Source organism: Pseudoalteromonas sp. S1650, from assembly GCF_005887195.1.
GTDB lineage: Bacteria > Pseudomonadota > Gammaproteobacteria > Enterobacterales > Alteromonadaceae > Pseudoalteromonas > Pseudoalteromonas simplex.
In genome coordinates, this window is sequence record NZ_PNDF01000088.1 from 1 (window position 1) to 25,701 (window position 25,701).

Here is a 25,701-nt window from a genome sequence, read left to right on the forward strand (position 1 = left end):
ACCACTAACCACTAACCACTTTTTACTAACTCCCCCATCTGTACTATCTTTTCTAAATCCAACTTGCAGGAGAGTAAGATGTATTTAGTTAGACTGATTTATACAAGTGAAATTAGCGATGGGTTTGGGCCTAATGATATTGAGGATATTCTCGAAAAGGCGAAAAAGAAAAATGCTGAATGTAATGTAACAGGGCTACTTTGTTTTAATAGTACTCATTTTATGCAGTGTCTTGAAGGATCGCGAAAAGCAGTGAATGCAACGTATCATCGTATTTTGAATGATAAAAGGCATCGCAACATTATCATGCTGAACTATTGCGAAATTGCAGAGCGGGAATTCGAAAAATGGTCGATGGGGTACATACCATATTCAAAATTAACAACGCCATTAAATATTAAATACTCAGGTACTAGCGATTTTAATCCATTAGCAATGTCAGCAGGAAGTGCTCACAAATTGATGCTTGCTTTGCGAGACTCCATGCTGGATAAAGTTATTTAATATTAGCCCGTACCTTTAAAGCGAGATTTGCTCTCCTTCGTTCATTATATAAACCGGAACTTGGCTGTTCATCTGCTTTTGCATATTTAACAACCTAAGTAATGCCGAATGACTTGAATGGTCACCCATTTGCCAGCTTGAGTTGCCGTAACCCCATGGGATCATCACTTTACAGCTTAACTCTTCTGCCGCGTTTAATGCATCTTCAGGTGTAGTATGAACATAACGATACCACTTACCATCTTCTTCATGGTAGTAGGAAGCAATTGGCATTAAGCACACATCAATCTCGCCGTATTTTTGCTTAATATCTTGAAAGTGTTTTGAGTAACCGGTATCACCAGCAAAAAACAAGGTCTTACCATTTTGCTCAAGTAACCAACCATTCCATAAGTCTTTATTGTGGTCGTCGTAAATGAAAGGCACCATAATGCGACTGCTAAAATGATGGGCCGGCACCGAATGAATCGTTAGGTCATTAATTTGTGTACTTGCATACCACGCCATCTCTGAAATATTAAAGCCACCAGTCGGAAAATTATCTGCAAAGCCTAGTGGCACTAAATAGCGGGGAGCATTACCAATTTCTTCGATATCTGCTTTATTAAAATGGTCATAGTGAATGTGTGAGTACATTACCGCGTTTAAACCTTCGAGCTCTGACTTAGTAGGCCAAAATCCGGGCTTACGATAACTGCCACCAGCAAGTTTAAAGGCCAAGTCTACGGGTGAGTCAAACTGATCTTTAACAGGGTCAAACAACAGTTGTTCACCATTTGGTGATTGAATATAAAAGCCTGCATGACCTAACCAACGGACTATAAACCCTGTATTTGTTGCTGGAACTATTTGTTCTGCTTGATATTGGCACTGAGAATTGCTGTCATCACATATAAGTAGCTCTGATGGTTCATAGCAATTGTCTGTACAGGTTGTTGGGTATTCTTTATCACCCGGATAAAGGTTGTGGTAGCGACCTTCGAAGTCACCTTCAGTTTTTAATGGGGTTATAGTGCCTTCACCGGCAATAACATTCACTGTATTTGAGTTGCTACATGCGCTTATAAGTGCTGCTGCAATAAGTGTTGAGAGTGTTTTTAAATGCATACTATGCTTACTTTTTATTCTTTGCCGTGAGTTTAGCAAAATAAAAATTAAGATAAATCATTAAAAAGTAACAAGAGGTTACACAAAAAAGCCTACGTTTAAGTAGGCTTAGATATTAATAGCTTGAGCTGATTAGCCCGCTTTATTCATTTGCTCAATGAACTTATTCGAGTCTTCAATTGATTTGTTCATGTCGTCCATTAACACTTTAATATCGCGTTTAAGATTTGTGAACTCACCTTTGATAGCTGTAACAGCTTGTGCGTTTAGGTTATGTTTTAAGTACAAAACGTTGTCATGAAGTGATGATAATACCGGCTCCATTTTGCTTTCTGCACTGCGCATTGAGCGAAGTAGTTGATCAAATTGGCGCTTAGTTGCGTTGAGCTTTTTGCTGCTTTCACGTTTTAGTGAGGCGCTTTTGTATTGTTCTAGCTCGTCGGCCCATTCATCAAACAGTGCCTCAGCTACATCTTCTACTTTATTGATATTGTTTGTAACGTCGTTCGCTGCAGCTAAGCTCGACTCGTAATCATCATTCAGTTGATTGTAGGCATCTTGTAGCTCACCACCATCAAAGTTGATCAGCGTGGTTAATCTGTCTAGTGCTGATTGAAACTCTTCTTGTGACTCTTGCTGTGCTTCTTTTGTTTCTTCTACGCGGTCCACTAAAATGTCGCGTTTATGTACACCGACAGACTCCATGGCTGAGTAATAAGCTGACTGGCAGCCCGATAATGCCATTGTAACTGCAAATAGTGGTGCACTTAAAAGTGTCAGTTTTTTCATTGAGAATCCTTTTTAGGTACCTGTCATTTCAAATTATGTGGTGGATTGCTATGATTATCAAAACATTTTAGCAGAAATTAGATTCTATGGACGAGAAGCTCAGTCGGTATAAGCTGCAAATAAGCATTTTCTTAAAACAACAACCTGCTTGGTGGATGCAGTATCTCAATCGTTGTATTGACGATCAAATCACAGTCAATGCGGGTTATTTGGCTTATGTAACCTTATTATCAATCGTGCCTTTAGTGGCGGTTGGTGTGGCTATTTTTTCTGCTTTTCCAGGATTCGAAAGCACGTTAGTGACCATAGAAAACTTCTTGTTTACTAATCTTGTGCCGACCTCTACAGATGTAATTAAAGAGCATATCAGCGCTTTTGCCGGTAATGCGAATAAAATGACTGCCGTTGGTGTGGGTTTTTTAGCGGCGGTATCTTTGTTACTTATTCGCAATGTCGATGCTACATTAAATCGAATTTGGCGTATTAAGAAAAAGCGTCCAATGATGATTTCGTTTGCCGTTTATTGGATGGTGCTTAGTCTAGGCCCTGTATTATTAGGGGCTAGTATTGGTGTTACTTCATACATCGTGTCGTTAGTGTCGTTTGCCGATCAAGGTATCCCCGGCTTTAGCGGCTTTTTATTGAAGTTATTACCTTACATAATTTCAATGATTGGCTTCATTATGCTCTATACTTTAGTTCCTAACACACGAGTTCCATTTAGAGCGGCAATTCCGGGCGCTTTGTTTGCAGCTATGTTGTTTGAGCTGACAAAAAAAGGCTTTGCTTTGTACATCAGCCACTTCCCATCATACGAAGTTATTTATGGGGCGTTGGCGACAATCCCTATTTTATTTGTATGGGTGTATTTGTCGTGGATTGTCGTATTACTCGGTGCAGAATTTACTGTATGTATCAGCCCTGAGAATATCGAGGACACGCCTGATATAGAGGTTTAAATTCACTGCACCTAAGGAGAGCGAGGTGCAGTTACATCCACAATATGTTGCCAACCGTGATTATCACTTAAGTGTTGGCGATGGTCATCAAATCCATGTGCAAGAATATGGTGCGTCTACAGGGATTGCTGTGGTGTTATGCCATGGCGGTCCTGGTGCGGGTCTATGCCCTGAAAATTGCCGCTTTTTCGACTTAGAACGTTTTCGAGTGATCATGTTCAGTCAGCGCGGTTGCGGTCACTCAACACCCCATGATAGTTCAACCAATACCACCTCAGAATTAGTTGCCGATCTCGAGTATTTACGCCAGCAACTGGGTATTGAAAAGTGGCTGGTGTGTGGTGAGTCATGGGGTGCCACTTTGGCACTTGTCTATGCTATTCATCACCAAGAGCATGTTGCAGGGCTTATTTTACGGGCTAGCTTTTTAGCATGTAACAGTGACTTCGAGTGGCTTTACACAACAAAAGGAGCCGGCGCGCATTTTTACCCTGAGTGCTTTAATGAATTTGCACATGATTACACTGATTGGCGTGCCTTACTCGACTTTTATCAGCAGCAACTAAACAATGATGATCAAATTAAAGCCAGTAAATTTGCCAAGTTATGGTGTCATTGGGAGCAGGTGCTATGTCATGGTGAGCCTTTGACAAACTGGAGTTTACAGGAGCCCCATGTCGGGTTAAATCAAGCAAAGTTAATGGTGCATTACTTTCGTCATCGCTGTTTCATTGAAGAAGGCTTTATCGCAGAAAATGCACATTTACTGACTCATTTACCGATTTGGTTTATTCATGGCCGCGCCGATTTGATCTGTCGATATAGTGCCGTACAGCAGCTTGCTGAACAGTTAAATGCACAATTATTGATTTTAGATGGCATTGGGCACAGCAGCGATAATCAGGTATATTTGGCGGCAATGCGACGTGCCGCAGATTTAATGTATATCAAGTTATCGAGGGATCAATGCAAGGCTTAATTCAAAGAGTAAAACAAGCAAAAGTAGAAGTGGCAGGCGAAGTAGTGGGTGAAATTTCACAAGGTATTTTGCTGCTATTAGGTGTTGAAAAACAGGATACCGAGCAAAGCGCCCAGAAGCTTTTACACAAAGTCAGCAATTACCGCATTTTTACCGATGAACAAGGAAAGATGAACTTAAGTTTGAATGATATCAAAGGTGAGCTTTTAGTGGTTTCGCAGTTTACCTTAGCAGCCGACACTAAAAAGGGCATGCGTCCAAGCTTTTCAAGTGCTGGCACGCCAGAGCAAGCCAATACGCTCTATGAGTATTTTATTGCAGAGGCTAAAAAAGCAGGCTTAACAGTGGCTACAGGGCAATTTGGTGCTGATATGCAAGTAAGCCTATGTAACGATGGTCCAGTTACTTTTAATTTATCTGTGTAATACCAACCCGCAATAATACTTAATCATTTTGAGGGATTAAACCTGTCGCTAACTGCGTTAAAAATTTCTCATTTAGAACAACTAAATAACGAAATTTTTGCCTTGTTATCAACGAGGTTTTATTGCCTCAAAATAGACTACTTAATTAAGCGGATTGGTATAAGTATTTTTATTTTTTGATCATCACGATATGATTCACGTAGTCGGGGATTTTTACAATGCTTGGGCGCTTGCCAAACTCGGTGATTAGCAGGTGCTCAAGTTGTTTTAGTTGCGATGGGTGATTGGATAAAAAATTAATGAACAACAAGCCATCTTTTGCCATCGCTGCTCTTAGTTTGGTGTAAAACAGGTGCTTGTATAAAAATAATGGTGCATCTACCTCACTGAATAAATCTAAGATGATCCAATTGTATTCGTTGTTTTGCTCTAATACTTGCTGCGCATCAAAACAGTGCAGGTTATTGGCATGGTCGCCACCAAAGTAACGTTTATAGCAGTGAATTATGTCGGGGTTTTTATCAACCGATGTCAGTTGGCTATCAGGGTAGGTGTGCTGTAAGTAGTTACGAATAGCACCACCGCCTAGGCCTAATTCTAAAATCTTTTTCGGTTCCTCTAAGTCTTGCCAAAGCTTTGCAAGGTATTGTAAATGAGGGAAAAGTAATCTGGCAGGTCGGCGTTTTTCAATGACCGATTGCAGGGTTTCGTTGATCAGTAACCAGCGTAATTGGTTAAGTTGCCTAACTTGAATACTGTAATTGCCTTGTTTATGCCAATAAATGAGCTGCCCTAATCGGTGACAGTCCTCAATAAAACTATGTTTTACTGCGCCACTGGGTTCAAGAAAATGTTCCATATTTCGGGCCTTTAGCGTGTTATTATAATAATTAGACAATTATTTCAGCATAGACCAGTAAGCATAAAGTGCAATTGTGCATTAGTTTTTACAGCCATGAATAATAATTTAGGCTGGGTCACCAAAGTATTATTCCAACTTGATAGAAGATCGCGTATCGTAATTCGCATTGCAAAGGCCACGACAGAAAAACAACAGACCCGTGGCTGAATTATCACAGGAGTTTTTATGTTTAAAGTGACCACCCCGCAAAGCAGCGAAGATTGGCAAGCGTACTATTCATTACGTTGGCAGGTTTTAAGAGCACCCTGGGGCGAGCCGCGCGGTTCTGAACAAGATGACTTAGAGCAAGACGCAGAGCACCGCTTTATCAAAAATAATGATGGCGAAGTATTAGGCGTAGCTCGCCTGCATTTTAATAATCATCAGCAAGCGCAAGTTCGTTATATGGCGGTTGCTGAAGGTAATCGTAACCAGCATATTGGTAGCCGTTTATTACATGAATTAGAAAAAATCGCATGGACTCAAGATGCAGATGAACTGGTATTGTTTGCTCGTGAGCGAGCCCTTGATTTTTATAAGCGTCATGGCTACGAATTAAAGGAAAAAGCACACCTTGCCTATGACGATGTACAGCATTGGAAAATGGTAAAACAAAAACCCTCTGAGCCGGGTTGGTTCCGTCATCCAAACTGGACACAAGTACTACAAAATACGTGGCGTGAGTCGATCCCTATCAGTGATGCAATGGGAATTAAAGTAGAAAGCTACACCGATTGGCAGTTTACTACGCGCGCTGATCTAGATGCGAACTTAAATCTTCATAACACTATGTTTGCCGGCTCGATTTATAGTTTAGCGACCTTAACAGGCTGGGGCGCAACTTACCTAGCGCTTAAAGAAGCTGGCCTTGAAGGGAATATCGTGTTAGCAGATGCCAACATTAAATACCTTAAACCACTGAATAACGATCCTCGCGGGAGTGTTGAGTTGGCTGGCTGTAAAGGCAAGTTGGCGGAGCTAGAGGACAATGGCAAAGCAAGCTACCATGTGCCAGTGAATGTATACGATGGTGATGTGCTAGTAGCAGAATTTGAAGGTCACTTCATCGTTAAAAAATAACGAATATTCAGAGCGAGCTAACTAAAGCTCGCTCTTTAAGTTAAAGCAAGTCAGTTAACATAACAATTAAAGCAAGTCAGTTAACAGAATACCCACACCAAAACGTTCAATATCAGCGTTGTAATCAATCAAGCTCTCGCCATAACCATTGAAGTATTGTGCGTAGCCACGTAATCGGCCCCAAAGAGGGAAAGACCAGTCTAGTTGGATTGCGCCGCGGTTATCTGAATTTAAGTTATTACGGGTCATAAAGCTAAACTCATGCTCGTTGTAACGGTATGCACCCGAGAATTCAAAGTAACCCATGTATTTGTAGATATCAGGGTTGTCATCACCTTTAGCTTCTAGTTCATCATCTTTTTTATCTTCAGGAATGCGGTACCAAGGCTTAAAGCTAAATACAAAGCCATCTTTTTCCCATAAGAAGTCAGCATAAATACGGTTCCACGAACGTGAATTAGGCTGGCTGCGGCCATTAGATTGATGTGAAGCACCAATTGCAATCGCCATTTCATCGCCCCAAAGCACATGCTCAGGATCAAGGTAGTTCACCCAGAAGATCTCTGGTTCGTAGTTTGTTTCACGAAACGGCGATGAAATATCTTTGTTATAAAACTGCCAAAACGATTGCATGGTAAATGCAAAAAATACGCCTTGGTCTTTATCTGAGAAGCCTTCGAAGATAGGCACTTTGATTGATAATTGATATTTTACTTCAAGATTATCAAGTGGCTCGCCATCGACTTCTTCAGCGAGGTCTTTTAGGCCATCAAAAGGGCGCTCATTCGGATTAGATACGTAAGAAAGCGGTAAAATATAGTTACGCTTATGTGGGGTGATCACATTACGGTTTTTCTTGCTCACTTCTTCACGCGCTTTACGTTTGTCTAAAGCGGTGAGCTTTTTGCTTTCATCTAAATCAGAGCACTTTTTACGAAGTTCTTCGAGTGTTTGCTTGCCGTCACCGCCAATAGCTTCGTTCAAAATACACTGCTTTACGAGTTCTAGTGCATCATCTTGTTCGTTAGTTTGTGGTTGTTCAGTTTGAGCAAATACAGGTACAGAAAATAAGCCAGCGGCTGCCAGCCAAATGCGCCATCCCATTGCAGTTCCCTTTCAGTAGACTTGTAAGTAGGTATAATTATAACGATTTTTACATAAGTAACCGTGAACTTGTACTGAATTGTTGAAATTTTAGGTAAATAGAGAGCCCCAAGCTAAGCTTGGAGCCCTGCTGTAACGGCCTAAGAGCATAAGCCGTTGACTCTCACGCAATGAGAAGGGATGAGCTTATAGCTCAAATACATTGGTAAAAAACTTATAAAGTTCGGTACCTTGATTCACGCTTGCTGAAGCAAAATGCAAAATAGCAATGGCGTCTTTATCAAAACTTAATGTTTGTAGCGGCTGCTCAGAAAGGTAGCGCTCCATTCTTAAAATATGGGCGATAGGCTCACCAGCTTTAATATGGCCGCCCAGTGGGGCAAGGTATTCAACCATGCCACCCATAGGTGCATAGTAAGCTACATAATCTTCAAGCATGCAGGCATAGCGTGTCATCGCTTTAGGATGATACGCAGCATCAACTAATACCTCTTTTTGATTGAGGTAACTTAAAATGCTATTTGCATCTTCAAGTGCCGCACTTAAATCGATTTTTTCTTGGCTACCAAGTTCAACAGTGAATGCTTCGACTTGAACAGCAAATTCACGGCCTTGTTTGGCAAGCTCTTCAGACAGTGACCACCATGGGCAGAAACTCGCTTCATCCATCGCGCCATCAAAATCACTTGGGATCAGTAACACATGCTCGATGTTGAAGTAGCTTGCGCTGTCTTTGGCGTATTCAGGGCAATATAAGTGCTTACTCGAGATAGGCCCAGTGTGAAGGTCTAAAACAATATCTGCCTGATGGGCAAGCTTTTGCAAGTTAAGGGCAATACGCTTACCCGTTGTTAGGCTGTAATCAGGGCCTGTTAATTGACTATCGATGTCAGCTACGAGTGCCTGTTTAAACGCCGCTTTAAGGGTCGCATCATCACAGTCTTTGTGCTGTTCAGCAATCTGTGACGGTAACGCTTTATTAAAGCGGTACATGCGGTTCCAGTTGGTGCCCGTAATTGGATCGAAGCGACCTAAAGTAAACTCACCTGATTTTTGATTGCAACCAATAGGGTTGGCATAAGGCACTAGGGTAATATCGCCACGCAGCTTGAGTGATTTTAGCTGCTCAAGCAATTGATAAATTACTGCATTACCTTGTACTTCAGCGCCGTGCATATTGGCTTGTATATACACGTTTGGGCCTGTGCCATCCCCTTTTAAGCGATACACTGGGATTGTCAGAGGTAGGCCGTTGGCAATCTCGCCAACCACAATATTCTCTTGGCTGATTAATTCTTTACTCATGGCGATTACCTTAAATAATAACTGGCATCTTCAGCGCTACGAATGCACTCAATATTGCCTTGTTCAAGGATGTATTCAGCCGCTAATTCGTGGCATAAAAAGTACGGCATACTTTCGGTAAAGCCATACGCGCCACATTGGCTGAATACCAACCAGTCTTGCTCATTTAAATCGCTCGCTAATTGGTGTTCACCTAAGCAATCAAGGGCGGTGCAAAGCGGGCCGTATAAAGTCATTGCCGCAGGCTCAGCCGTCGATTCGCGAAGTAAGGCCGCAGGGAAATCTTGGCTTGTCACAGCTGGGCGAAGTAAATGGTTAATACCGCCTGATAAAATCACCTGCTGTTGATTGTAATTTACTTTACGCTCAACAACTGGCGTTGCGTAATGGCCGCATTCGCCCACCGCATAGCGGCCAAGTTCCATCCAAAGCTCTTTGACACCGGCATCTGCTTTAATGCTAGCCAAAGTCTCAATAAGTGCAGACCAATCGAGTCGGTTAGCACTTTGAGTATAAGGAATGCCTAAGCCACCCCCTAAATCGAGAATATTAAGATTAATGTTTAATGAGCGTGCTAGCTGTTGCAGTGGCGCAATCATCGCGCGCCATAGCTCGGCGAGCTTGTCAGTGCTCAGCATATTGCCCCATTGGAAAATATGCAGACCATCAAAGCTAAGAGCAGGGTAATCACTTGCAGTGAGTGCTTGCCACTCATCGCAGCCCAAACCAAAAGGAGTAAGACTATCGCCGCCAAGTGGATTCTTTTCGCTGTCTGGCCAACGAAGTTGAACACGCAATAGAACTTGCAGCTGACAATTTGCTTTTGTTGCTTGTTCGTTTAACCAGCGCACTTGGTTAATGCTCTCGGCGACAAAAGTACGTACGCCGCGAGCAATAAAATGTGAAATTTGTTTAGGGCTCTTTGCAGGCCCAGTGTTGAGCACGCGCTCGCTATCGATGCCTTGGGCAAGTACTTGCTCAAGTTCACCTTTACTTGCAACATCAAAGTTAAATCCTGCGCTGTCTAAACATTGAATAATGCGAGACAACGGGTTGGCCTTAACGGCATACCAAAGTTTCACATCGGTTTGCGCAGTCAGTTGATTTAAATGTGCAGTTAATTTATCTAAATCATAGATAAAAAATGGCGTATCAAGATGCGCTGAAACTTGCTCAACCGCTTGCTTGATATGCGTGCTCAAAAAGCTCATTAACGTAAAACCTCTTCTAACAGTAATGATGCATCGCTTTGTTCATCACGGTATTTCACGATCAATGCACACGACATGCTAAGACCTTGTTCACGAGCCCATGCATTTGAAGCTGGGCGAGAGCCTGGGATCACAATCGCGTTTTCTGGGATGGCTTCACCTTTGTCTAGCTGGCGCTCATTAACGCAATCGTAAACAGGAATGGTTGCCGATAAACGTACACCCGGCGCAAGTACAGCACCTTTTTTCACAACCACACCTTCAACAATAACGCAGCCTGCACCGATGAATGCGTCATCTTCAATAACCACAGGGCTGGCACCAATTGGCTCAAGCACACCACCTAATTGTACTGCTGCACTTAGATGAACATTTTTACCCACTTGTGCGCATGAACCCACTAATGCGTGGCTGTCGACCATCGTGCCTTCGTCGATGAACGCGCCAATATTTACATATGCTGGTGGCATGATAATGGTGCCTTTAGCAACGTGTGCGCCACGACGAACACTGCTACCACCTGGTACCATACGCACGCCAGCATCGGCTGCAAAGCCTTGTGGAGCTAAGTTGTGCTTATCAACAAAACCACCCGGGAACTCAGTGTTTGTGCCATTTTTAAAGGCTTCTAAAATGCCTTGTTTAACTTCAACATTGGCGTGCCAGTTGCCGTTCTCGTCCTGTGTTGCCGCGCGAACTGCGCCTGATTCTAAGTTGTTTAATAATTCTAACCAGCTCATGATAAAACCTGTTTTTAGTTCCAAGATAAAATTGTGTTGTTTGCGTGGGTGATGCTGTCTGTTTGCTCAAGCTCTAAATGCGTAAGCGGCGGACGTAAATGCGGGGTATTTATTTTACCTTGCAGGTGCATCAGTACTTTTACGGGGATTGGATTTGCCACAGCGAATAAACTTTGAATCGCTTGCGACCAATCGGTGAATAGATTTGGGTATTGACCACTTAAACTGCGTTTAACAAACTCATGGGTTTGACTCGGCCAAGCATTCGCGGCAACCGAAACTAAACCTTTTGCTCCTGCTTGAGCAAAATACGGCATAAGAGCATCATCGCCACTAAATATGGCCAGTGTTGGCGATGCCGTTCTAAAGCCTTCAAATTTGCTAATGTCGCCACTGGCTTCTTTTAAAGCCCAAAGATTTTTGTGGTCAGCAAGGTTTTTGATCACCTGCGGTGAAATCTCAACTGCACTGCGTCCAGGTACGTTATACAGCATACATGGGTGATTACTTGCATCAAGAAGGCTTTCAAACCAATGTGTTTGGCCAACTACCCCAGGTTTTGCATACAGAGGTGAGCCCAATAGATAGCCATGAATAGGTAGTTGGTTGCAGTATTCAACCCAAGCAACTTGTTGCTTGAGGTTCATGCCGCCCACAGCAACCATGAGTGGTACACTCGGTGCTAATTGGCAAACATGCTCAACGATGGCTTGTTGCTCTTTGAGTGAAAGCGCCAGTCCTTCACCGGTACTGCCAAGTAATAAAATGCCGTTATTTGCATCTTGCTGCTCAGCGACCAGTTGTTCAAGGGCCGTGTAATCGACCTCGCCAGATTCAGAAAATGGCGTGACAAGCGCTGTCCATAATGGATAGTCGTTTAAATCAAAATTGTTGATCATCTCTCACGAACTTATAAGGTATTCGAAGAGTTTATGCGGGAACATTTGAATGGAGCCGCATGTCGTCGTTCGAACAAGGTATAATTCGAAGAGCGAATGGGCTTAAAATAATAAAGACGCGACGGCCTTATTATACTAAGACCAGAAGCTCTCCACCAAACTAATCAATAGCACTTTGCTATTGTTGGTGACAGTCGCTGGGATTCAGCCCAGTCGCCCGAAATAAGCACCTCACAAACGGTGTTACTTCTCGGCGTTAATTCCCCTCACGTATGATCAACAGAGTCTGTGCTCTTCCCATACGCTACCTGAATAACGCACCTCTTCCAGCCCTTTATGCTCGCTTTAAAGGTTAAAGCCAACATACTTAAATAGGGTATTTGCAGCGATTAAAGCATTTTAGCCGTCTAGGTGTCAAGGCGAGGAATTTGTTTTTTAGTGACCGAATTTGCAACATGGTTACGTATAACCGTGTTTTTACGTACACTTAGCGCTAACCAAATCAATTGGAAAAATGATGGAAAAATTTAACGATATTTATCAACGAGCCGTATCTCGAAAGGGCAGTGAAGAAATGCTGCAAGCACTGTTATCAAACCCGCTCGACGATGCTGATATTGCTAAAATGCATGACGATTTATGGTTAGAAGAGTTCACGCGTAAAGTCTTTCAAAGCGGTTTTTATTGGTCTGTTATCAATAATAAATGGGCTGGTTTTCGTGATGTGTTTTGGGATTTCAGTGTAGAAAAATTGTTGATGATGCCGCCAGATATGCTCGAGCAAAAAGCCAGTGATGAGCGAATTGTTCGTAATTTTAAAAAAGTACAAACGATCCCAGAAAATGCGTACATGATCCACGAAGTTGCTGAGAAGCATGGCAGCTTTAGCCAATTTATTGCAGATTGGCCTACTGACAATATTATTGGTTTGTGGGCTTATCTTAAAAAGCATGGTGCGCGTTTAGGGGGAAATACTGGCCCATACGCTTTACGAGCGCTTGGTAAAGATACTTTTTTACTTTCTCGGGATGTAGAAGCCTATTTGCGTGCCCATGAGTTGATAGATGGCGGCTTACAAACTAAAAAGTCACTGCAAGCAGCGCAAGGTTTTTTCAACGAATTACAACAGCAAAGCGGTTACAGCCTGCAGGCACTAAGCCAACTAGTGGCCTATGGTGTAGGCGATAATCGTGTGGGTGTCGCAACACGTTAAGGACAGTTATGAAACTGCAAACTCGATACACAGATATTAGTGAACTACTTGCTATCAAGGATATGCCGAGCGCCGTTGCCGAGCCGCAATTACTGCTATTTAATGACAAGCTAGCTGATAATTTCGCAATTAAACACGACAGCGAATTTTTAGCTAAATTGCTATCTGGTTCAACGATAGATAACGACGTTGCGCCGGTTGCTCTTGGTTACTCAGGTCATCAATTTGGTCATTTTTCACCGCGTCTTGGTGATGGTAGAGCGCATTTACTTGGTGCTATTGCAGATAAAGATGGCACATTGTGGGACTTGCAGCTAAAAGGCGCTGGAGCAACAGTGTTCTCGCGCGGTGGTGATGGTCGCTGTGCCATTGGTCCAGCTGTTCGAGAGTACATTATGAGTGAGGCACTTCATGCGCTTGGCATCGCAACTACGCGCTGTTTAGCTGTGGTTACAACTGGCGAAACGGTATATCGTCAGCCACCACGCCCGGGGGCAGTTGTTACTCGCCTAGCTAAAAGTCACATCCGTGTTGGTTCATTTCAATACTTAGCTACACAAGGTGATATAGAAGGGCTAGAGAAGCTCGTTGATTACGCAATTAGCTGCCACTACCCAGGCATTAGCAGTACGGGTGAGCAGCGTTATATTGAGTTTTTAACTGCTGTACTCGATAAGCAAATAGAGCTGGTTATCAGTTGGATGCGAATTGGCTTTATACACGGTGTGATGAACACAGATAATACCTTGATTAGTGGTGAAACCATTGACTATGGCCCTTGTGCGATGATGAATCAGTTTGACCTAGACACGGTATTTAGTTCGATTGACCATCAAGGGCGTTATGCATTTGGAAATCAACCGAATATTGCTAATTGGAATATTGCACGCTTGGCTGAAAGCTTAATTCCGTTACTTGCTGATCAAGAGAGTGCCGTCGAACAACTCTCACCGGTTGTAAATGGCTTTGTAGCTAAATTTAATGATGCATTTAATACTATGTGGCAGCAGAAATTAGGATTAGCTGGTCAGCACGAAGGCGATCATGCTTTAGTTTCAGAGTTGCTAGGTTTAATGAAGCAACATCAGCTCGATTATACTAATACTTTCAATGCTCTGACTGAATCTTTACTTGCGGATTTCGCAATTCCAACTAGTTTAAAAGAGTGGCATAAAAAGTGGAACGTGAGGATTTCGTCTAAAAGTTATGAAACTATGCGCGCTGTTAATCCTGCAGTCATTCCACGTAATCATACTATTGAAATGATCCTAGCGGAATACGAAGCATCGGGAGAAAGTTCATTAAAAGACGCCTTTTTAGAAGCATTTAACGATCCATATGTTTACGATGAGCGTCACTTTGAATGGCTTCAGGCCCCAAAAGATTATGATAAAAATTATCAAACTTTTTGTGGGACCTAGTCATTTAAATTAACTAGGAAAATTCCTATTTATTGAATTTAACTGTATGCTGATTGAGCGCTCTAATAGGCGGTGGTATTATAGATTTTAGGCTAATCTATTGCTTTAAAAGATGATCTCATACGGTATTCGAAGCTGGTTTGGTCATACATTTAATCGCTTATCTACGAAATTAGGCTAGGCTATTATTAGTACCTTAATAGTTATGGATTAATTAATAAGTTGAATGTCAATGCAAAGTAACTAATCGTTTTTTGTATTGTTAAAGTTTTGATTACTCAAAAAATACGAGCTCTTACGAGCTTTATTATGAAAATGGGAAGGAAACAATGAAACTGAAATCACTGACTATAGCTTTGGCACTTGCTGCAACTAGTGCTTCAACATTTGCTGCTGAGAAACAAGGTTTTTATATCGGCGCATTTGGCGATTACTATGATAATTCATGGGAAAATGTTCGCGATTACGCACCAGGCGGCCTTGATGTTGATGATTCAACAGGCTGGGGTTTAGAGCTGGGTTATCGCTTTAGCGATTACTGGAGTGCTCGCTTAGAATATGCTGATATGGATTTTGACTGGACCGCTGAACTAAACGATGGCACATCGATGAGCGGTTCTGAAAGTGGTAAGCGCTACGGTATTGATGGTTTATATCACTTCGGTGGTGGCCCATTTTACGGTATTTTTGGTTTGAAAAACCTTGATGCTGTTGATGAGGATTTAATGTTTGCAAACGTTGGTGCTGGCTACCAACACTACTTCACAGATAACTTTGCTTTCAATGCCGAAACTTCTTTGTACCAAGGCCTTGATCGTGGTTATACCGATGTGGGTGCTAAGTTAGGTTTAAGCTATATCTTTGGTGATCAAAGCAGCTCTGCGGCTCCTGTTGAGCCAGCTCCTGTAGTAAGTGGACCTACAGATAGCGATAACGATGGCGTAATGGACGCTGATGACCAATGCGCAAATACACCAATGACTGATGCGGTAGATAGCAAGGGCTGTACTCTTTATGAAGAAAAAGAGGCAACAATCACTTTACTAGTTACTTTCCCGCATGATGTTGCAGAAGTACCAAATAAATACTTCAGCGATATTGCTGATGTTGCAGCATTTATGAAAGAAAACGAAGGCACATCAGTTGTTCTTGAAGGTCATGCATCAGCAGTTGGTGATGCGGATTACAACATGAAGCTTTCTGAAAAACGTGCTAAAGATGTAGCTGAAGAGTTAGTTAAAGACGGTATCTCATCAGATAGAATCTCTACGGTTGGTTATGGTGAAGAACGCCTGAAGAACAAAGCATATACGCTTGAAGCGCATGCAGAAAATCGTCGTGTTGAAGCACAAATTAGTACGGTTGAACGTGTAAAGGTTATGCGTAAGTAATAGATTACTATTAGCTTATTGTAATTTATTAATAATCTTGAGATTAAAGCTGAACTATTTTTATGGTTCAGCTTTTTTTATACCTTAAAAACGCATTTACTTTTTTAATAAACGCGATACTCTTAAAGGTATACGGCATGGTATAAAAATAAGGTACACTTATATTGATTTGAATCATCGCAGCAAATGGGTGATTATTGTACTATGTTCTTATTGTTATCTCGTGTAATTATCACTAGGTAAATTAGAGTTTTTTTGAGCACTGTTAATTTGGTATGCCATTCTATGGCATTTCGACGGTGCTAAACGTCACTTTTTTAGGTGGTGTTTTGAAATTAACAAATTTATTGTAGTTTTAGTTTATTAAGTTTGGATTAATTACTCATCATCTATCTTGACAGAGTTTAGGCTACACAGCCTTTAGTTACTTAAATGGAAGGGAAGGAAACATGAAACTAAAATCACTAACTATAGCTTTAGCTCTTGCTGCAACAAGTGCTTCTAGCTTCGCTGCTGAAAAGCAAGGTTTTTATATTGGTGCGTTTGGCGATTACTATGATAATTCATGGGAAAATGTTCGTGACTACGCACCAGGCGGTCTTGATGTTGATGATTCAACAGGCTGGGGTCTAGAGTTAGGTTACCGCTTCAGTGATTACTGGAGTGCGCGTCTAGAATACGCTGATATGGATTTTGACTGGAAAGCTGAATTAAACGACGGTACGTCGATGAGTGGTTCAGAAAGTGGTAAGCGTTACGGTATTGATGGTCTTTACCACTTTGGTGGTGGTCCTTTCTACGGTATTTTTGGTTTAAAAAATCTTGATGCGGTTGATGAAGATTTAATGTTTGCTAATGTGGGTGCAGGTTATCAACACTACTTTACAGAGCATTTCGCATTTAATGCAGAAACGTCTTTATACCAAGGCCTAGATCGTGGTTATACAGATGTGGGTGCTAAATTAGGTCTTAGCTACATCTTCGGTGCTCAAAGCGCGCCAGCTGAGCCTGTAGAGCCTGCTCCTACGGTTGTTCCTGTTGCTGTAGAACCAGTAGATAGCGATGGCGATAATATCCCTGATGCAGACGATCAATGTGCAAATACACCAATGACTGACGCTGTTGATGGCACTGGTTGTACGCTATATGAAGATCGTGAAGTAACTAAGAGCTTACTAATCACGTTCCCTAACAACACATCTAAAGTATCTCAACAATACCTAGATGATATTGATGCTGCAGCAGCATTCTTAAAAGAGCACCCAGGTACTGACGTAGTGCTTGAAGGCCACTCTTCATCAGTAGGTAAAGCTGACTACAATAAGTGGTTATCTAAGAAACGTGCTGATGCGGTTGCTAAGAAACTAATCGAAGATGGCATTGATCCAATGCGTCTAACTACTGTTGGTATGGGTGAAGAGCGTCTTAAAAACCCAGCTAACACACCAGAAGCTCACGCCGAAAACCGTCGTGTTGAAGCGAAAGTAACTGTCATTGAACGTGTTAAAGTAGAGCGTTAATCTAACTCTTTACGCAAATTTTAAAAACCCAGCCTAGTGCTGGGTTTTTTCTTTTCTAAGTACTAGGAATTGGTTAGATAGGAATGATTCTTAATAAATATTCATTTGAATAGCGTTTTTTTCTAGTACTATTCATGATATTTATAGTGACTATTAAACTCCTTACTTACCGCATGGATTTTCATCTATACTTAAAAGCTTTATAATTAACTGTCAGAATACTATAAGTACTGGGTCTTAATTGGTATTTAGCTTAATACTACCGAGTACTTTCACGTCACCAAGAGGGCAATATTGTGCTACAAGAATATCGTAAACACGTAGAAGAACGTGCCGCGTTAGGTATCGTACCAGCGCCATTAGATGCTCAGCAAACGGCTGATCTTATTGAATTAATCAAAAATCCACCGGCAGGTGAAGAAGAGTTTATCGTTGATCTTCTAGTTAACCGTGTACCACCAGGTGTTGATGATGCTGCTTACATCAAAGCAGGTTTCTTGGCTGCAGTTGCAAAAGGTGAAGCGAGCTCTCCACTTGTATCAAAAGAAAAAGCAGCTGAGCTACTTGGTACTATGCTAGGTGGTTACAACATCGCGCCTATGATTGACCTTTTAGATGACGAAGCGTTAGCGCCAATCGTTGTTAAAGGTTTATCAAACACATTATTAATGTTTGATGCTTTTTATGATGTAGAAGAAAAAGCGAAAGCGGGTAACGAATTTGCTAAGCAAGTAATCGAATCTTGGGCAAATGCTGAGTGGTTTGTGAACAAGCCTGCAGTTGCTGAAAAAATCTCAGTTACCGTATTCAAAGTAACTGGCGAAACAAATACAGATGACCTTTCTCCTGCACCAGATGCATGGTCTCGCCCTGATATTCCACTGCACGCTTTAGCAATGCTGAAGAACGAACGTGATGGTATCAATCCTGAAAAACCAGGTGAAGTTGGTCCAATCTCACAACTAGAAGAGCTTAAAACGAAAGGTTTACCTCTTGCATACGTTGGTGATGTAGTTGGTACGGGTTCTTCTCGTAAATCTGCAACTAACTCTGTACTTTGGTTCATGGGTGATGATATTCCTCACGTACCAAACAAACGCGTTGGTGGTGTATGTTTAGGCGGTAAAATCGCTCCTATCTTCTTCAACACAATGGAAGACTCTGGTGCATTACCAATCGAACTTCCTGTTGATGAGCTAAACATGGGTGACCAAATCGATATCTTCCCATACGAAGGTGTTGTTAAGCGTCACGGTACTGATGAAGTAATCTCTACTTTCTCTCTTAAATCAGACGTAATTCTTGATGAAGTGCGTGCTGGTGGTCGTATTCCACTAATCATCGGTCGTGGTTTAACTGATAAAGCGCGTGCATCATTAGGTATGGAAGCTGAAGATATCTTCCGCAAGCCTGCTCTTGTAACTGATTCTGGTAAAGGCTTCACATTAGCTCAGAAGATGGTTGGTAAAGCATGTAACATGCCTGGCGTACGTCCTGGCCAATACTGTGAACCGAAAATGACTACTGTTGGTTCGCAAGATACAACTGGTCCTATGACGCGTGACGAACTTAAAGATCTAGCATGTTTAGGTTTCTCTGCAGATCTAACAATGCAGTCTTTCTGTCATACATCTGCTTATCCTAAGCCAATCGACGTAAACACTCACCACACACTTCCTGATTTCATCATGAACCGTGGCGGTGTATCACTACGTCCTGGTGACGGTGTAATCCACTCATGGTTAAACCGTATGTTATTACCAGATACAGTAGGTACTGGTGGTGACTCACATACTCGTTTCCCTCTAGGTATTTCATTCCCAGCGGGTTCAGGTGCGGTAGCATTCGCAGCAGCAACAGGTGTAATGCCTCTTGATATGCCTGAGTCAATCTTAGTACGTTTCAAAGGTGAAATGCAGCCAGGTATCACACTACGTGACCTAGTTCATGCTATCCCTTACTACGGTATCAAAGAAGGTCTTCTTACAGTTGAGAAGAAAGGTAAGATCAACGAATTCTCTGGTCGCGTACTAGAAATCGAAGGTGTTGAGCACCTAACAGTTGAGCAAGCTTTCGAACTTTCTGATGCATCAGCTGAGCGTTCAGCGGCAGGTTGTACTGTTAAACTTTCTAAAGAGTCTATCGCTGAATACCTTGAGTCAAACATCGTAATGCTTAAGTGGATGATCTCTGAAGGTTACGGCGATGTTCGTACTATTGAGCGTCGTATCACAGCAATGCAAGAGTGGTTAGCTAACCCAGAACTTATGGAAGCTGATGCAGATGCAGAGTACAAGCACGTACTTGAAATCGATCTTGCAGACATCAAAGAGCCAATCCTTTGTGCTCCAAATGACCCAGATGATGCGCGTCTTCTTTCAGACGTAACAGGCGAGAAAATCGACGAAGTATTCATCGGTTCTTGTATGACTAACATCGGTCACTTCCGTGCTGCAGGTAAACTACTAGATGGTTTCAGTGGCCGTATCCCAACTCAACTTTGGGTTGCACCACCAACGAAGATGGATAAAGACCAGCTTACTGACGAAGGTTACTACGGTATCTTTGGTCGCGTAGGTGCACGTATCGAAACGCCAGGGTGTTCACTATGTATGGGTAACCAAGCACGTGTTGCTGATAAAGCAACAGTTGTTTCTACCTCTACGCGTAACTTCCCTAACCGTCTTGGTACTGGCGCTAACGTATTCTTAGCATCAGCTGAGCTTGCAGCAGTAGCGGCAATCTTAGGTAAACTACCTACACCTGCTGAGTACCAAGAGTATGCAGATAAGATCAATGCAACTGCAGCTGATACTTATCGTTACCTGAACTTCCACCGTATGCCTCAATACACTAAAAAGGCAGACAAAGTAATCGTTCAGCAAGCTGTTTAATTTTAGCTAAATTAAATGACAAGAAAGCCCGCTTTTAGCGGGCTTTTTATTTTAGATAAAATTTCTAAAATATTTATAAATACGATCTTAAAGCTACATAAATCATCATCAGCGTTTACATAATAACGCAAAAATTTCCTACCAATTGCATTAAAATCCTCGCCAATATTCTCAACGTATTAAGGCGAGATCGAAATGACTACATTAAACAACCAGAACCTTTTACAGCTTCGTTTTGTAAGCCAAGCACATATTGACGCAGTTAAGCCTTCTTTTGCTAACCTACCTGCAAACCCATACGCAGATGGTGAATTTCGTAAGCGTCGTTATTCAGTAATCAAAGTTGTTGATGGTGAATTAAAACTACAACCAACAAAAGCATTTGTGCAAGATGACTCAATCAATACCTTCCAAGGTAATGTTGAGCGTACTTATGAAAATCTAGAAGATAGCTTATTAGCGACTGATGGCATGAAGCAAATCGTTAATCAATTTCGCGATATGACGGGTATCAGTGATGATCGCGTTATTGAAATTCATCAGTTCAGAATGCTTGCGATCGACAGCGACACTCCAGCTGCACCTGAAGGTGTTCACCAAGATGGTTTTGATCACGTATGCGTATGTGGTGTATCACACGAAAACCTAGAGGGTGGTGAGCTACTTGTTTATGAACACCAACAAGCTGAACCATGTTTCAAAATGGAAATTAAAGACGGCATGTTCGCACTGATTAATGACCGTGAAGTATGGCACAACGCTACACCAATGAATAAATTAGACGCAAGCAAAGAAGGTTACCTTGATTGCTTCGTACTAACTGCGTAAGGGTAAACCATGAACTTAACGCAATTACGTCGCCAGTTCCCTGCACTTATGCAACAAGTTGCAGGTCAGTCACCGATTTTCCTTGATGGTCCGGGTGGCTCGCAAGTACCACAGTCAGTTCTAAGCGCTATGAGTGCATATTTGGGTTACTTCAACTCAAACTTAGGCGGTGCATTTTTCTCAAGTGATAAAACGGTAGAGTTAATGGCAAATGCTCGCCAAGCTGCAGCCGATTTATTAAATGCGCCATCTAAAGAGCAAATCGTGTTTGGTGCAAACATGACAAGCTTAACGTTTAGCTTTAGTCGTGCCATCTCACGTGATTGGACTGCTGATGATGAAATTATTGTCACCAATGCTGATCACTTCTCAAACGTATCATCTTGGCAGCAAGCTGCTGAAGATAAAGGCGCGACAGTAAAAACTACCCTTATCAACGAAGCTGATTGCAGCCTAGATATGGCACATTTTGAAAGCCTTTTATCTAGCAAAACAAAGCTTGTTGCTGTGACATATGCATCAAACACCACTGGTTCAATTAATGATATTAAACGCATCGTTGAGCTTGCACATGCTGTTGGTGCGCTAGTTTATGTTGATGCCGTACATTATGCACCTCATGAGCTAGTAGACGTACAAGCACTTGATTGTGACTTCTTAGCCTGCTCTGCATATAAGTTCTTTGGTCCTCACCTTGGTATTGTCTATGGCAAACGTGAGCACCTTGAAGGTTTCACACCATATAAAGTTGAACCTGCAAAAGATGTTGCGCCAGGTCGCTGGGAAACGGGAACACAAAGCTTTGAAGCGTTAGCTGGATTAATTGCTGCTGTTGATTACATTGCTGCAATTAGTGAGCTTGATGATACTCATTCACGCCGAGATAAATTAGCTGCTGCATTTGCTATGACTAAACAGCACGAAATGACATTAAGTAAGCATTTCTTAACGCGTTTAGCTGATTACCCGCGCATCAAGTTATTTGGTATTGATGATCTAGAGCGCGTAGCTTCACGCACACCGACTTTTGCTTTAACGTTTGAAGGCATCGAGCCACGCGTTGTGTCTGAATTTTTAGGTAAGCAACATATTTGCGTGTGGGACGGTAACTTTTATGCACAAGGTCTATGTAAGCAGCTAGGTGTATTAGAAACCGGCGGTGTAGTACGCATTGGTTGTATGCATTACAACACTATTGATGAGCTTGATAAGGTTTTCGATTTATTTGATCAATTACTGGCAGATTAAAGCTGAGCTTTAATTAAGTTATAAGCAGCCCGAGTGGGCTGCTTATTACCGCTAGGATTGTGGTTGTCCATAAATTTGTTCTGCACGGTTGAATAAGACCCACGAGGTTAAAATATACTTGTCATTTGAAATAGGCTTATTACCACGGTGCGTGTGGGTAAAATAGCCCGGCGCTACGACCATAGTACCTTGTTTTGGCGATATTTTTCGTTGTTGATAGTAAAACTCTGTTTCACCACCTTCATCTACATCATTTAAATAAAACATAAATAATAACACGCGATGAAGGGCCTCGTTATGGCCTGCTTGCGGGTATACCTCACTATGCCAATAAGGGTAACCACCTTTATTGATATCGTATTTTTGTGCTTGAATAGGGCCCATACGAAAAATCTGCTGCACGAGTAATGGCAATTGTGGTTTGCCGACTTCTTCAAAGTTATCTTGTGTTAGGTCAACAGGTTTGCCTGTTTGCGGATGGTAAACCTTTAAACCAAAGGCGCCAATCATCATAAAAATATGCTCTTCAAGGTATTTGAAGACGTAACCCGCAGTCGTTTGTTGAATATGCTTAAGTTGCTCAGCGTATTCAGAGTGATTATTAAGGTATAAATCGCGGCTGTCTTTTTTCGCTAAATCTACTCCGCCTGAGGTAGTGCCTTGTTTTAAATGCGGGCTTTGTTCAAATACCGTGATAAAGTTGTCGCAAAATTCTTTGCTGAGGGCGTTTTCGTATACGCGAATAAAGTCCGTCATGAGCTACCTTTAGTTTATATTTTTTATAGGGTTACTATGTTTACTGAAACTATCACACCACGCTTTAGCGAAACAGATGTGCTAGGGCACATCAACAATACAGTACTCCCTGTATGGTTTGAAGCCGCCCGAGCGCCTATTTTCAGGTTTTTTACGCCTGATTTAAACCCTTATGAGTGGAAACTGATCATTGCTAAGGTTGAAGTAAGCTTTGTGGGTGAGTTGTTTTATGGTCACGATGTCACAGTGAAAACCAGTGTTGAGCATGTCGGCTCAAGTTCATTCGTACTGCGCCAAGAGGCTTGGCAGCAGGATAACTGCTGTGCCGTTGGTAAAACCGTACTAGTACGTTACGACTTTGCAAATAAATGCTCGCAAAAACTTGATGAGCAAGAAAGGGCAGACCTTACAGCGCATCTAATCGCTGATGAATAAGCCATTTTTTGCCGACATTTATGTGTGCTTGGGGTAAAATGCGCCTTCATTATTTTGACTGAGTAATTTTGGGTTACACGCAATGCTGTTAATGATCGACAATTATGATTCGTTTACATACAACCTAGTGCAATATTTTCAGCGCTTGGATCAAGATGTATTAGTTAAACGAAACGATGAGATCAGTATCGCTGAGATTAAACAGCTTAACCCAGAGCACGTCGTACTTTCACCTGGGCCCTGTTCGCCAAACGAAGCGGGTATTTCTTTACAAGTGGTGGAACAACTAAAAGGGCAGTTGCCAATTCTCGGTATTTGCTTAGGGCACCAAACCATTGCTCAGGCTCTGGGTGCTGATGTTATTCGCGCTAAGCAAGTGATGCATGGCAAAACATCATTAGTTAAGCATAGCAACCAAGGTGTGTTTAATGGTTTAGCTAACCCGCTGACGGTGTGTCGTTATCACTCACTTGTGGTTGATAAACAAAGCTTACCTAGTGACTTCACTATTACTGCATGGACAGAACAAAATTCTGATTTTGATGAAATTATGGGGATCATGCATAATGATTTAGCACTTGAAGGCGTGCAATTTCACCCCGAAGCAATTTTGACCCAACAAGGGCTTGAATTACTTGCTAACTTTTTAACTCGCTTCTAATCTTAGGCTAGTGAATTAACAAATATGACCGACAATACGCCTGTGCAAATGACTGAAGAAACCCGACAACAAAGGACTGCGATGGTGCTTAATGAGCGCGCGCACGATCTTTTGCTTGGTCATAGTTTTGCGCAGCGCCAAATTGGCTTTATTCATACCTTAGAAATCGATTATGGCGAGTCAATGGAGCAACGTACTTTATTAGAAGTAGAAGTTGCTGCTGAAAAAAAACGTCAGAAGGTAAGCACGGCGCATCATAAATATCGTGCTCAAGCGAGTAAGCAGTTACATCAAGTTATTGAAACAGCGATGAATAAGCAGCTTGAAGATATTGATACTGTAATTCACGAAACAATTGGTATCCAAGATAGCGTACCTGCTATTTTAGATATTTTAGCTGTACGTTCAGCTTCAGTGGGTCGACTTGAGCCTTTGGTTAAAGATTTAAGCTGGCTGGGGCGCGAGCTAGTCGCGTTTGTGAACTTGCCTTTTTACCGTCAACAACGTAATAAGCATACTTCCGTTAAAGTTGATAACCCGCTTTTAGCACTTCGTTACATTGGTTTAGATAACTTGAAGTTTGTCGTGCCGACATTTGCTGTACGCCACTGGATGCCTCATAGTACTGAGCCATTCCCGCTTTTAAAGCGTCGACTAAGAGATAATTCAATGGCGTGTGCCATTGCAGCGCAAGAAATAGCAAAGCTAAATGGCGTAAATGAAGAACATGCATTTACGCTTGGAATGCTGCTTGATGTTGGGAAGATTGCCTTAGTACGTTTGTATTTACGCACTTTTGAGCGAGTTTGGCAGCGTAAAGTAACTATGGCGCGTGATGAACAAAAGAAAGACTTACATACCGCATTATTAGAGCTCAAGCCTGATCCTTTGTTTTTAAGTAGTTTGCTTAGCAAGTTGTCATTAAAAGTAACCGCAACAGTAATTGAACAAATGGCCTTTAGGTATTTACCATTTAATGCGGTGATGCAGCAGTTAACGACTCCATTAGCTAAAAACGATGAATATTTGCCGCTTACCAAGGTGATTTTAAAAGCACGTTGTTACGCTCAGTTTTTAAGTTTAAATGAGCATCAATTGGTCGAAAGTGACGAAACTGAGCGTTGGTTTGCACACTTCGATTTCACTAAGGAAGAGCTTGAACAGTTAGCTAAATGCAATTTTGAGCACTTTCATATCCAAATTAATTAAAAAAATTGTTAATTTTTTTGCGACTATTCATTCATTGTTTATCAATCCACAGCGACAAAGTTTTTGTCATTAGCCAGTGCTTGGCTCACTAGCCTTACGCCTTTTTGTAGTATTTCGAGCAA

24 protein-coding genes and 1 riboswitch are annotated in these 25,701 nt (G+C 41.9%); of the genes, 15 read left to right on the forward strand and 9 right to left on the reverse strand.

Annotated elements, in window-relative coordinates; all coding sequences use genetic code 11:
• The first annotated feature begins 78 nt into the window (after window positions 1-78).
• Window positions 79-504 carry a BLUF domain-containing protein gene (locus tag CWB80_RS20035; protein ID WP_054552394.1) on the forward strand — a complete coding sequence of 142 codons (426 nt, stop codon included), beginning with the start codon at window positions 79-81 and terminating at the stop codon, window positions 502-504.
• 15 nt (window positions 505-519) lie between these two features.
• Here CWB80_RS20035 and CWB80_RS20040 read toward each other — a convergent pair whose 3' ends face one another.
• Both CWB80_RS20040 and CWB80_RS20045 read right to left on the reverse strand, forming a co-directional pair.
• The gene (locus CWB80_RS20040) at window positions 520-1,611 is read right to left on the reverse strand and encodes an MBL fold metallo-hydrolase (RefSeq protein WP_138602667.1); all 1,092 of its coding nucleotides are present in this window, start codon (window positions 1,609-1,611) and stop codon (window positions 520-522) included.
• A gap of 132 nt (window positions 1,612-1,743) precedes the next feature.
• On the reverse strand, window positions 1,744-2,400 hold the full coding sequence (locus CWB80_RS20045) for a DUF2959 domain-containing protein (RefSeq protein ID WP_054552396.1): 657 nt from the start codon (window positions 2,398-2,400) through the stop codon (window positions 1,744-1,746).
• Between the two features lie 86 nt (window positions 2,401-2,486).
• Here CWB80_RS20045 and CWB80_RS20050 point away from each other — a divergent pair, with 86 nt between their 5' ends.
• From CWB80_RS20050 to dtd, 3 genes are read left to right on the forward strand one after another with little or no spacing between them, the layout of a single operon-like run.
• Entirely contained in the window at window positions 2,487-3,359 is an 873-nt protein-coding gene (locus tag CWB80_RS20050) for a virulence factor BrkB family protein (RefSeq protein WP_054552397.1), read from the forward strand.
• A 25-nt stretch (window positions 3,360-3,384) separates the two neighbouring features.
• Window positions 3,385-4,338 (forward strand): alpha/beta fold hydrolase, encoded by a 954-nt coding sequence (locus CWB80_RS20055; RefSeq protein ID WP_138602669.1) that lies wholly within the window; start codon window positions 3,385-3,387, stop codon window positions 4,336-4,338.
• The gene (dtd, locus tag CWB80_RS20060; protein ID WP_130167197.1) at window positions 4,326-4,763 is read left to right on the forward strand and encodes a D-aminoacyl-tRNA deacylase; all 438 of its coding nucleotides are present in this window, start codon (window positions 4,326-4,328) and stop codon (window positions 4,761-4,763) included. The genes CWB80_RS20055 and dtd overlap by 13 nt, the downstream gene beginning before the upstream one ends.
• 169 nt (window positions 4,764-4,932) lie before the next feature.
• Here the strand turns inward: dtd and CWB80_RS20065 are convergent, their stop codons facing one another.
• The gene (locus CWB80_RS20065) at window positions 4,933-5,622 is read right to left on the reverse strand and encodes a spermidine synthase (RefSeq protein WP_138602475.1); all 690 of its coding nucleotides are present in this window, start codon (window positions 5,620-5,622) and stop codon (window positions 4,933-4,935) included.
• Between the two features lie 228 nt (window positions 5,623-5,850).
• On the opposite strand from CWB80_RS20065, the gene CWB80_RS20070 reads away from it, so the two are divergent.
• A complete protein-coding gene (locus tag CWB80_RS20070) occupies window positions 5,851-6,744 on the forward strand; it encodes a bifunctional GNAT family N-acetyltransferase/hotdog fold thioesterase (RefSeq protein WP_054552401.1) in 894 nt (297 codons plus the stop codon).
• Window positions 6,745-6,810: 66 nt separating this feature from the next.
• On the opposite strand, the gene CWB80_RS20075 is transcribed toward CWB80_RS20070, so the two are convergent.
• The 5 genes from CWB80_RS20075 to dapA form a co-directional block, all read right to left on the reverse strand.
• Complete coding sequence (locus CWB80_RS20075) at window positions 6,811-7,848, reverse strand: phospholipase A (protein ID WP_138602473.1); 1,038 nt, start codon at window positions 7,846-7,848, stop codon at window positions 6,811-6,813.
• Window positions 7,849-8,034: 186 nt separating this feature from the next.
• Window positions 8,035-9,153, reverse strand: coding sequence for a succinylglutamate desuccinylase/aspartoacylase family protein (locus CWB80_RS20080; RefSeq protein WP_138602471.1), 1,119 nt, complete (start codon window positions 9,151-9,153; stop codon window positions 8,035-8,037).
• 5 nt (window positions 9,154-9,158) lie between these two features.
• Complete coding sequence (locus tag CWB80_RS20085; protein WP_138602469.1) at window positions 9,159-10,364, reverse strand: PLP-dependent decarboxylase; 1,206 nt, start codon at window positions 10,362-10,364, stop codon at window positions 9,159-9,161.
• A complete protein-coding gene (locus tag CWB80_RS20090; RefSeq protein ID WP_054552405.1) occupies window positions 10,364-11,104 on the reverse strand; it encodes a 2,3,4,5-tetrahydropyridine-2,6-dicarboxylate N-succinyltransferase in 741 nt (246 codons plus the stop codon). Before CWB80_RS20090 ends, CWB80_RS20085 begins: the two co-directional genes overlap by 1 nt.
• Window positions 11,105-11,118: 14 nt before the next feature.
• On the reverse strand, window positions 11,119-12,003 hold the full coding sequence (dapA, locus tag CWB80_RS20095; protein WP_138602467.1) for a 4-hydroxy-tetrahydrodipicolinate synthase: 885 nt from the start codon (window positions 12,001-12,003) through the stop codon (window positions 11,119-11,121).
• 137 nt (window positions 12,004-12,140) lie between these two features.
• A riboswitch (Lysine riboswitch) is annotated at window positions 12,141-12,337 on the reverse strand.
• A 183-nt stretch (window positions 12,338-12,520) separates the two neighbouring features.
• Here dapA and CWB80_RS20100 point away from each other — a divergent pair.
• The 7 genes from CWB80_RS20100 to CWB80_RS20130 all read left to right on the forward strand — a co-directional run bounded on the left by CWB80_RS20100 (window position 12,521) and on the right by CWB80_RS20130 (window position 22,518).
• Window positions 12,521-13,216: a DNA-3-methyladenine glycosylase I gene (locus CWB80_RS20100; RefSeq protein WP_138602465.1), complete on the forward strand. Its 696-nt coding sequence runs from the start codon at window positions 12,521-12,523 to the stop codon at window positions 13,214-13,216.
• Window positions 13,217-13,224: 8 nt separating this feature from the next.
• Complete coding sequence (locus CWB80_RS20105; protein WP_138602463.1) at window positions 13,225-14,637, forward strand: protein adenylyltransferase SelO; 1,413 nt, start codon at window positions 13,225-13,227, stop codon at window positions 14,635-14,637.
• Window positions 14,638-14,966: 329 nt separating this feature from the next.
• Complete coding sequence (locus CWB80_RS20110) at window positions 14,967-16,028, forward strand: OmpA family protein (protein WP_054552409.1); 1,062 nt, start codon at window positions 14,967-14,969, stop codon at window positions 16,026-16,028.
• Window positions 16,029-16,477: 449 nt separating this feature from the next.
• Window positions 16,478-17,548 carry an OmpA family protein gene (locus tag CWB80_RS20115; protein ID WP_054552410.1) on the forward strand — a complete coding sequence of 357 codons (1,071 nt, stop codon included), beginning with the start codon at window positions 16,478-16,480 and terminating at the stop codon, window positions 17,546-17,548.
• A gap of 296 nt (window positions 17,549-17,844) precedes the next feature.
• Window positions 17,845-20,442: a bifunctional aconitate hydratase 2/2-methylisocitrate dehydratase gene (acnB, locus tag CWB80_RS20120; protein WP_054552411.1), complete on the forward strand. Its 2,598-nt coding sequence runs from the start codon at window positions 17,845-17,847 to the stop codon at window positions 20,440-20,442.
• A 195-nt stretch (window positions 20,443-20,637) separates the two neighbouring features.
• The gene (locus CWB80_RS20125) at window positions 20,638-21,270 is read left to right on the forward strand and encodes a 2OG-Fe dioxygenase family protein (RefSeq protein WP_054552412.1); all 633 of its coding nucleotides are present in this window, start codon (window positions 20,638-20,640) and stop codon (window positions 21,268-21,270) included.
• Between the two features lie 9 nt (window positions 21,271-21,279).
• Complete coding sequence (locus CWB80_RS20130; protein ID WP_054552413.1) at window positions 21,280-22,518, forward strand: cysteine desulfurase-like protein; 1,239 nt, start codon at window positions 21,280-21,282, stop codon at window positions 22,516-22,518.
• A gap of 51 nt (window positions 22,519-22,569) precedes the next feature.
• Here the strand turns inward: CWB80_RS20130 and CWB80_RS20135 are convergent, their stop codons facing one another.
• Window positions 22,570-23,274, reverse strand: a complete 705-nt coding sequence (locus CWB80_RS20135) for a 2OG-Fe(II) oxygenase (RefSeq protein WP_138602461.1) — start codon at window positions 23,272-23,274, stop codon at window positions 22,570-22,572.
• 36 nt (window positions 23,275-23,310) lie between these two features.
• Between CWB80_RS20135 and CWB80_RS20140 the strand changes: the two genes are divergently transcribed.
• The 3 genes from CWB80_RS20140 (at window position 23,311) to CWB80_RS20150 (ending at window position 25,579) form a co-directional block, all read left to right on the forward strand.
• Entirely contained in the window at window positions 23,311-23,709 is a 399-nt protein-coding gene (locus tag CWB80_RS20140; RefSeq protein WP_138602459.1) for an acyl-CoA thioesterase, read from the forward strand.
• Window positions 23,710-23,791: 82 nt separating this feature from the next.
• Window positions 23,792-24,370 carry an anthranilate synthase component II gene (locus CWB80_RS20145; RefSeq protein ID WP_138602457.1) on the forward strand — a complete coding sequence of 193 codons (579 nt, stop codon included), beginning with the start codon at window positions 23,792-23,794 and terminating at the stop codon, window positions 24,368-24,370.
• A 48-nt stretch (window positions 24,371-24,418) separates the two neighbouring features.
• On the forward strand, window positions 24,419-25,579 hold the full coding sequence (locus CWB80_RS20150) for an HDOD domain-containing protein (protein ID WP_138602479.1): 1,161 nt from the start codon (window positions 24,419-24,421) through the stop codon (window positions 25,577-25,579).
• The last annotated feature ends 122 nt before the right edge of the window (window positions 25,580-25,701 follow it).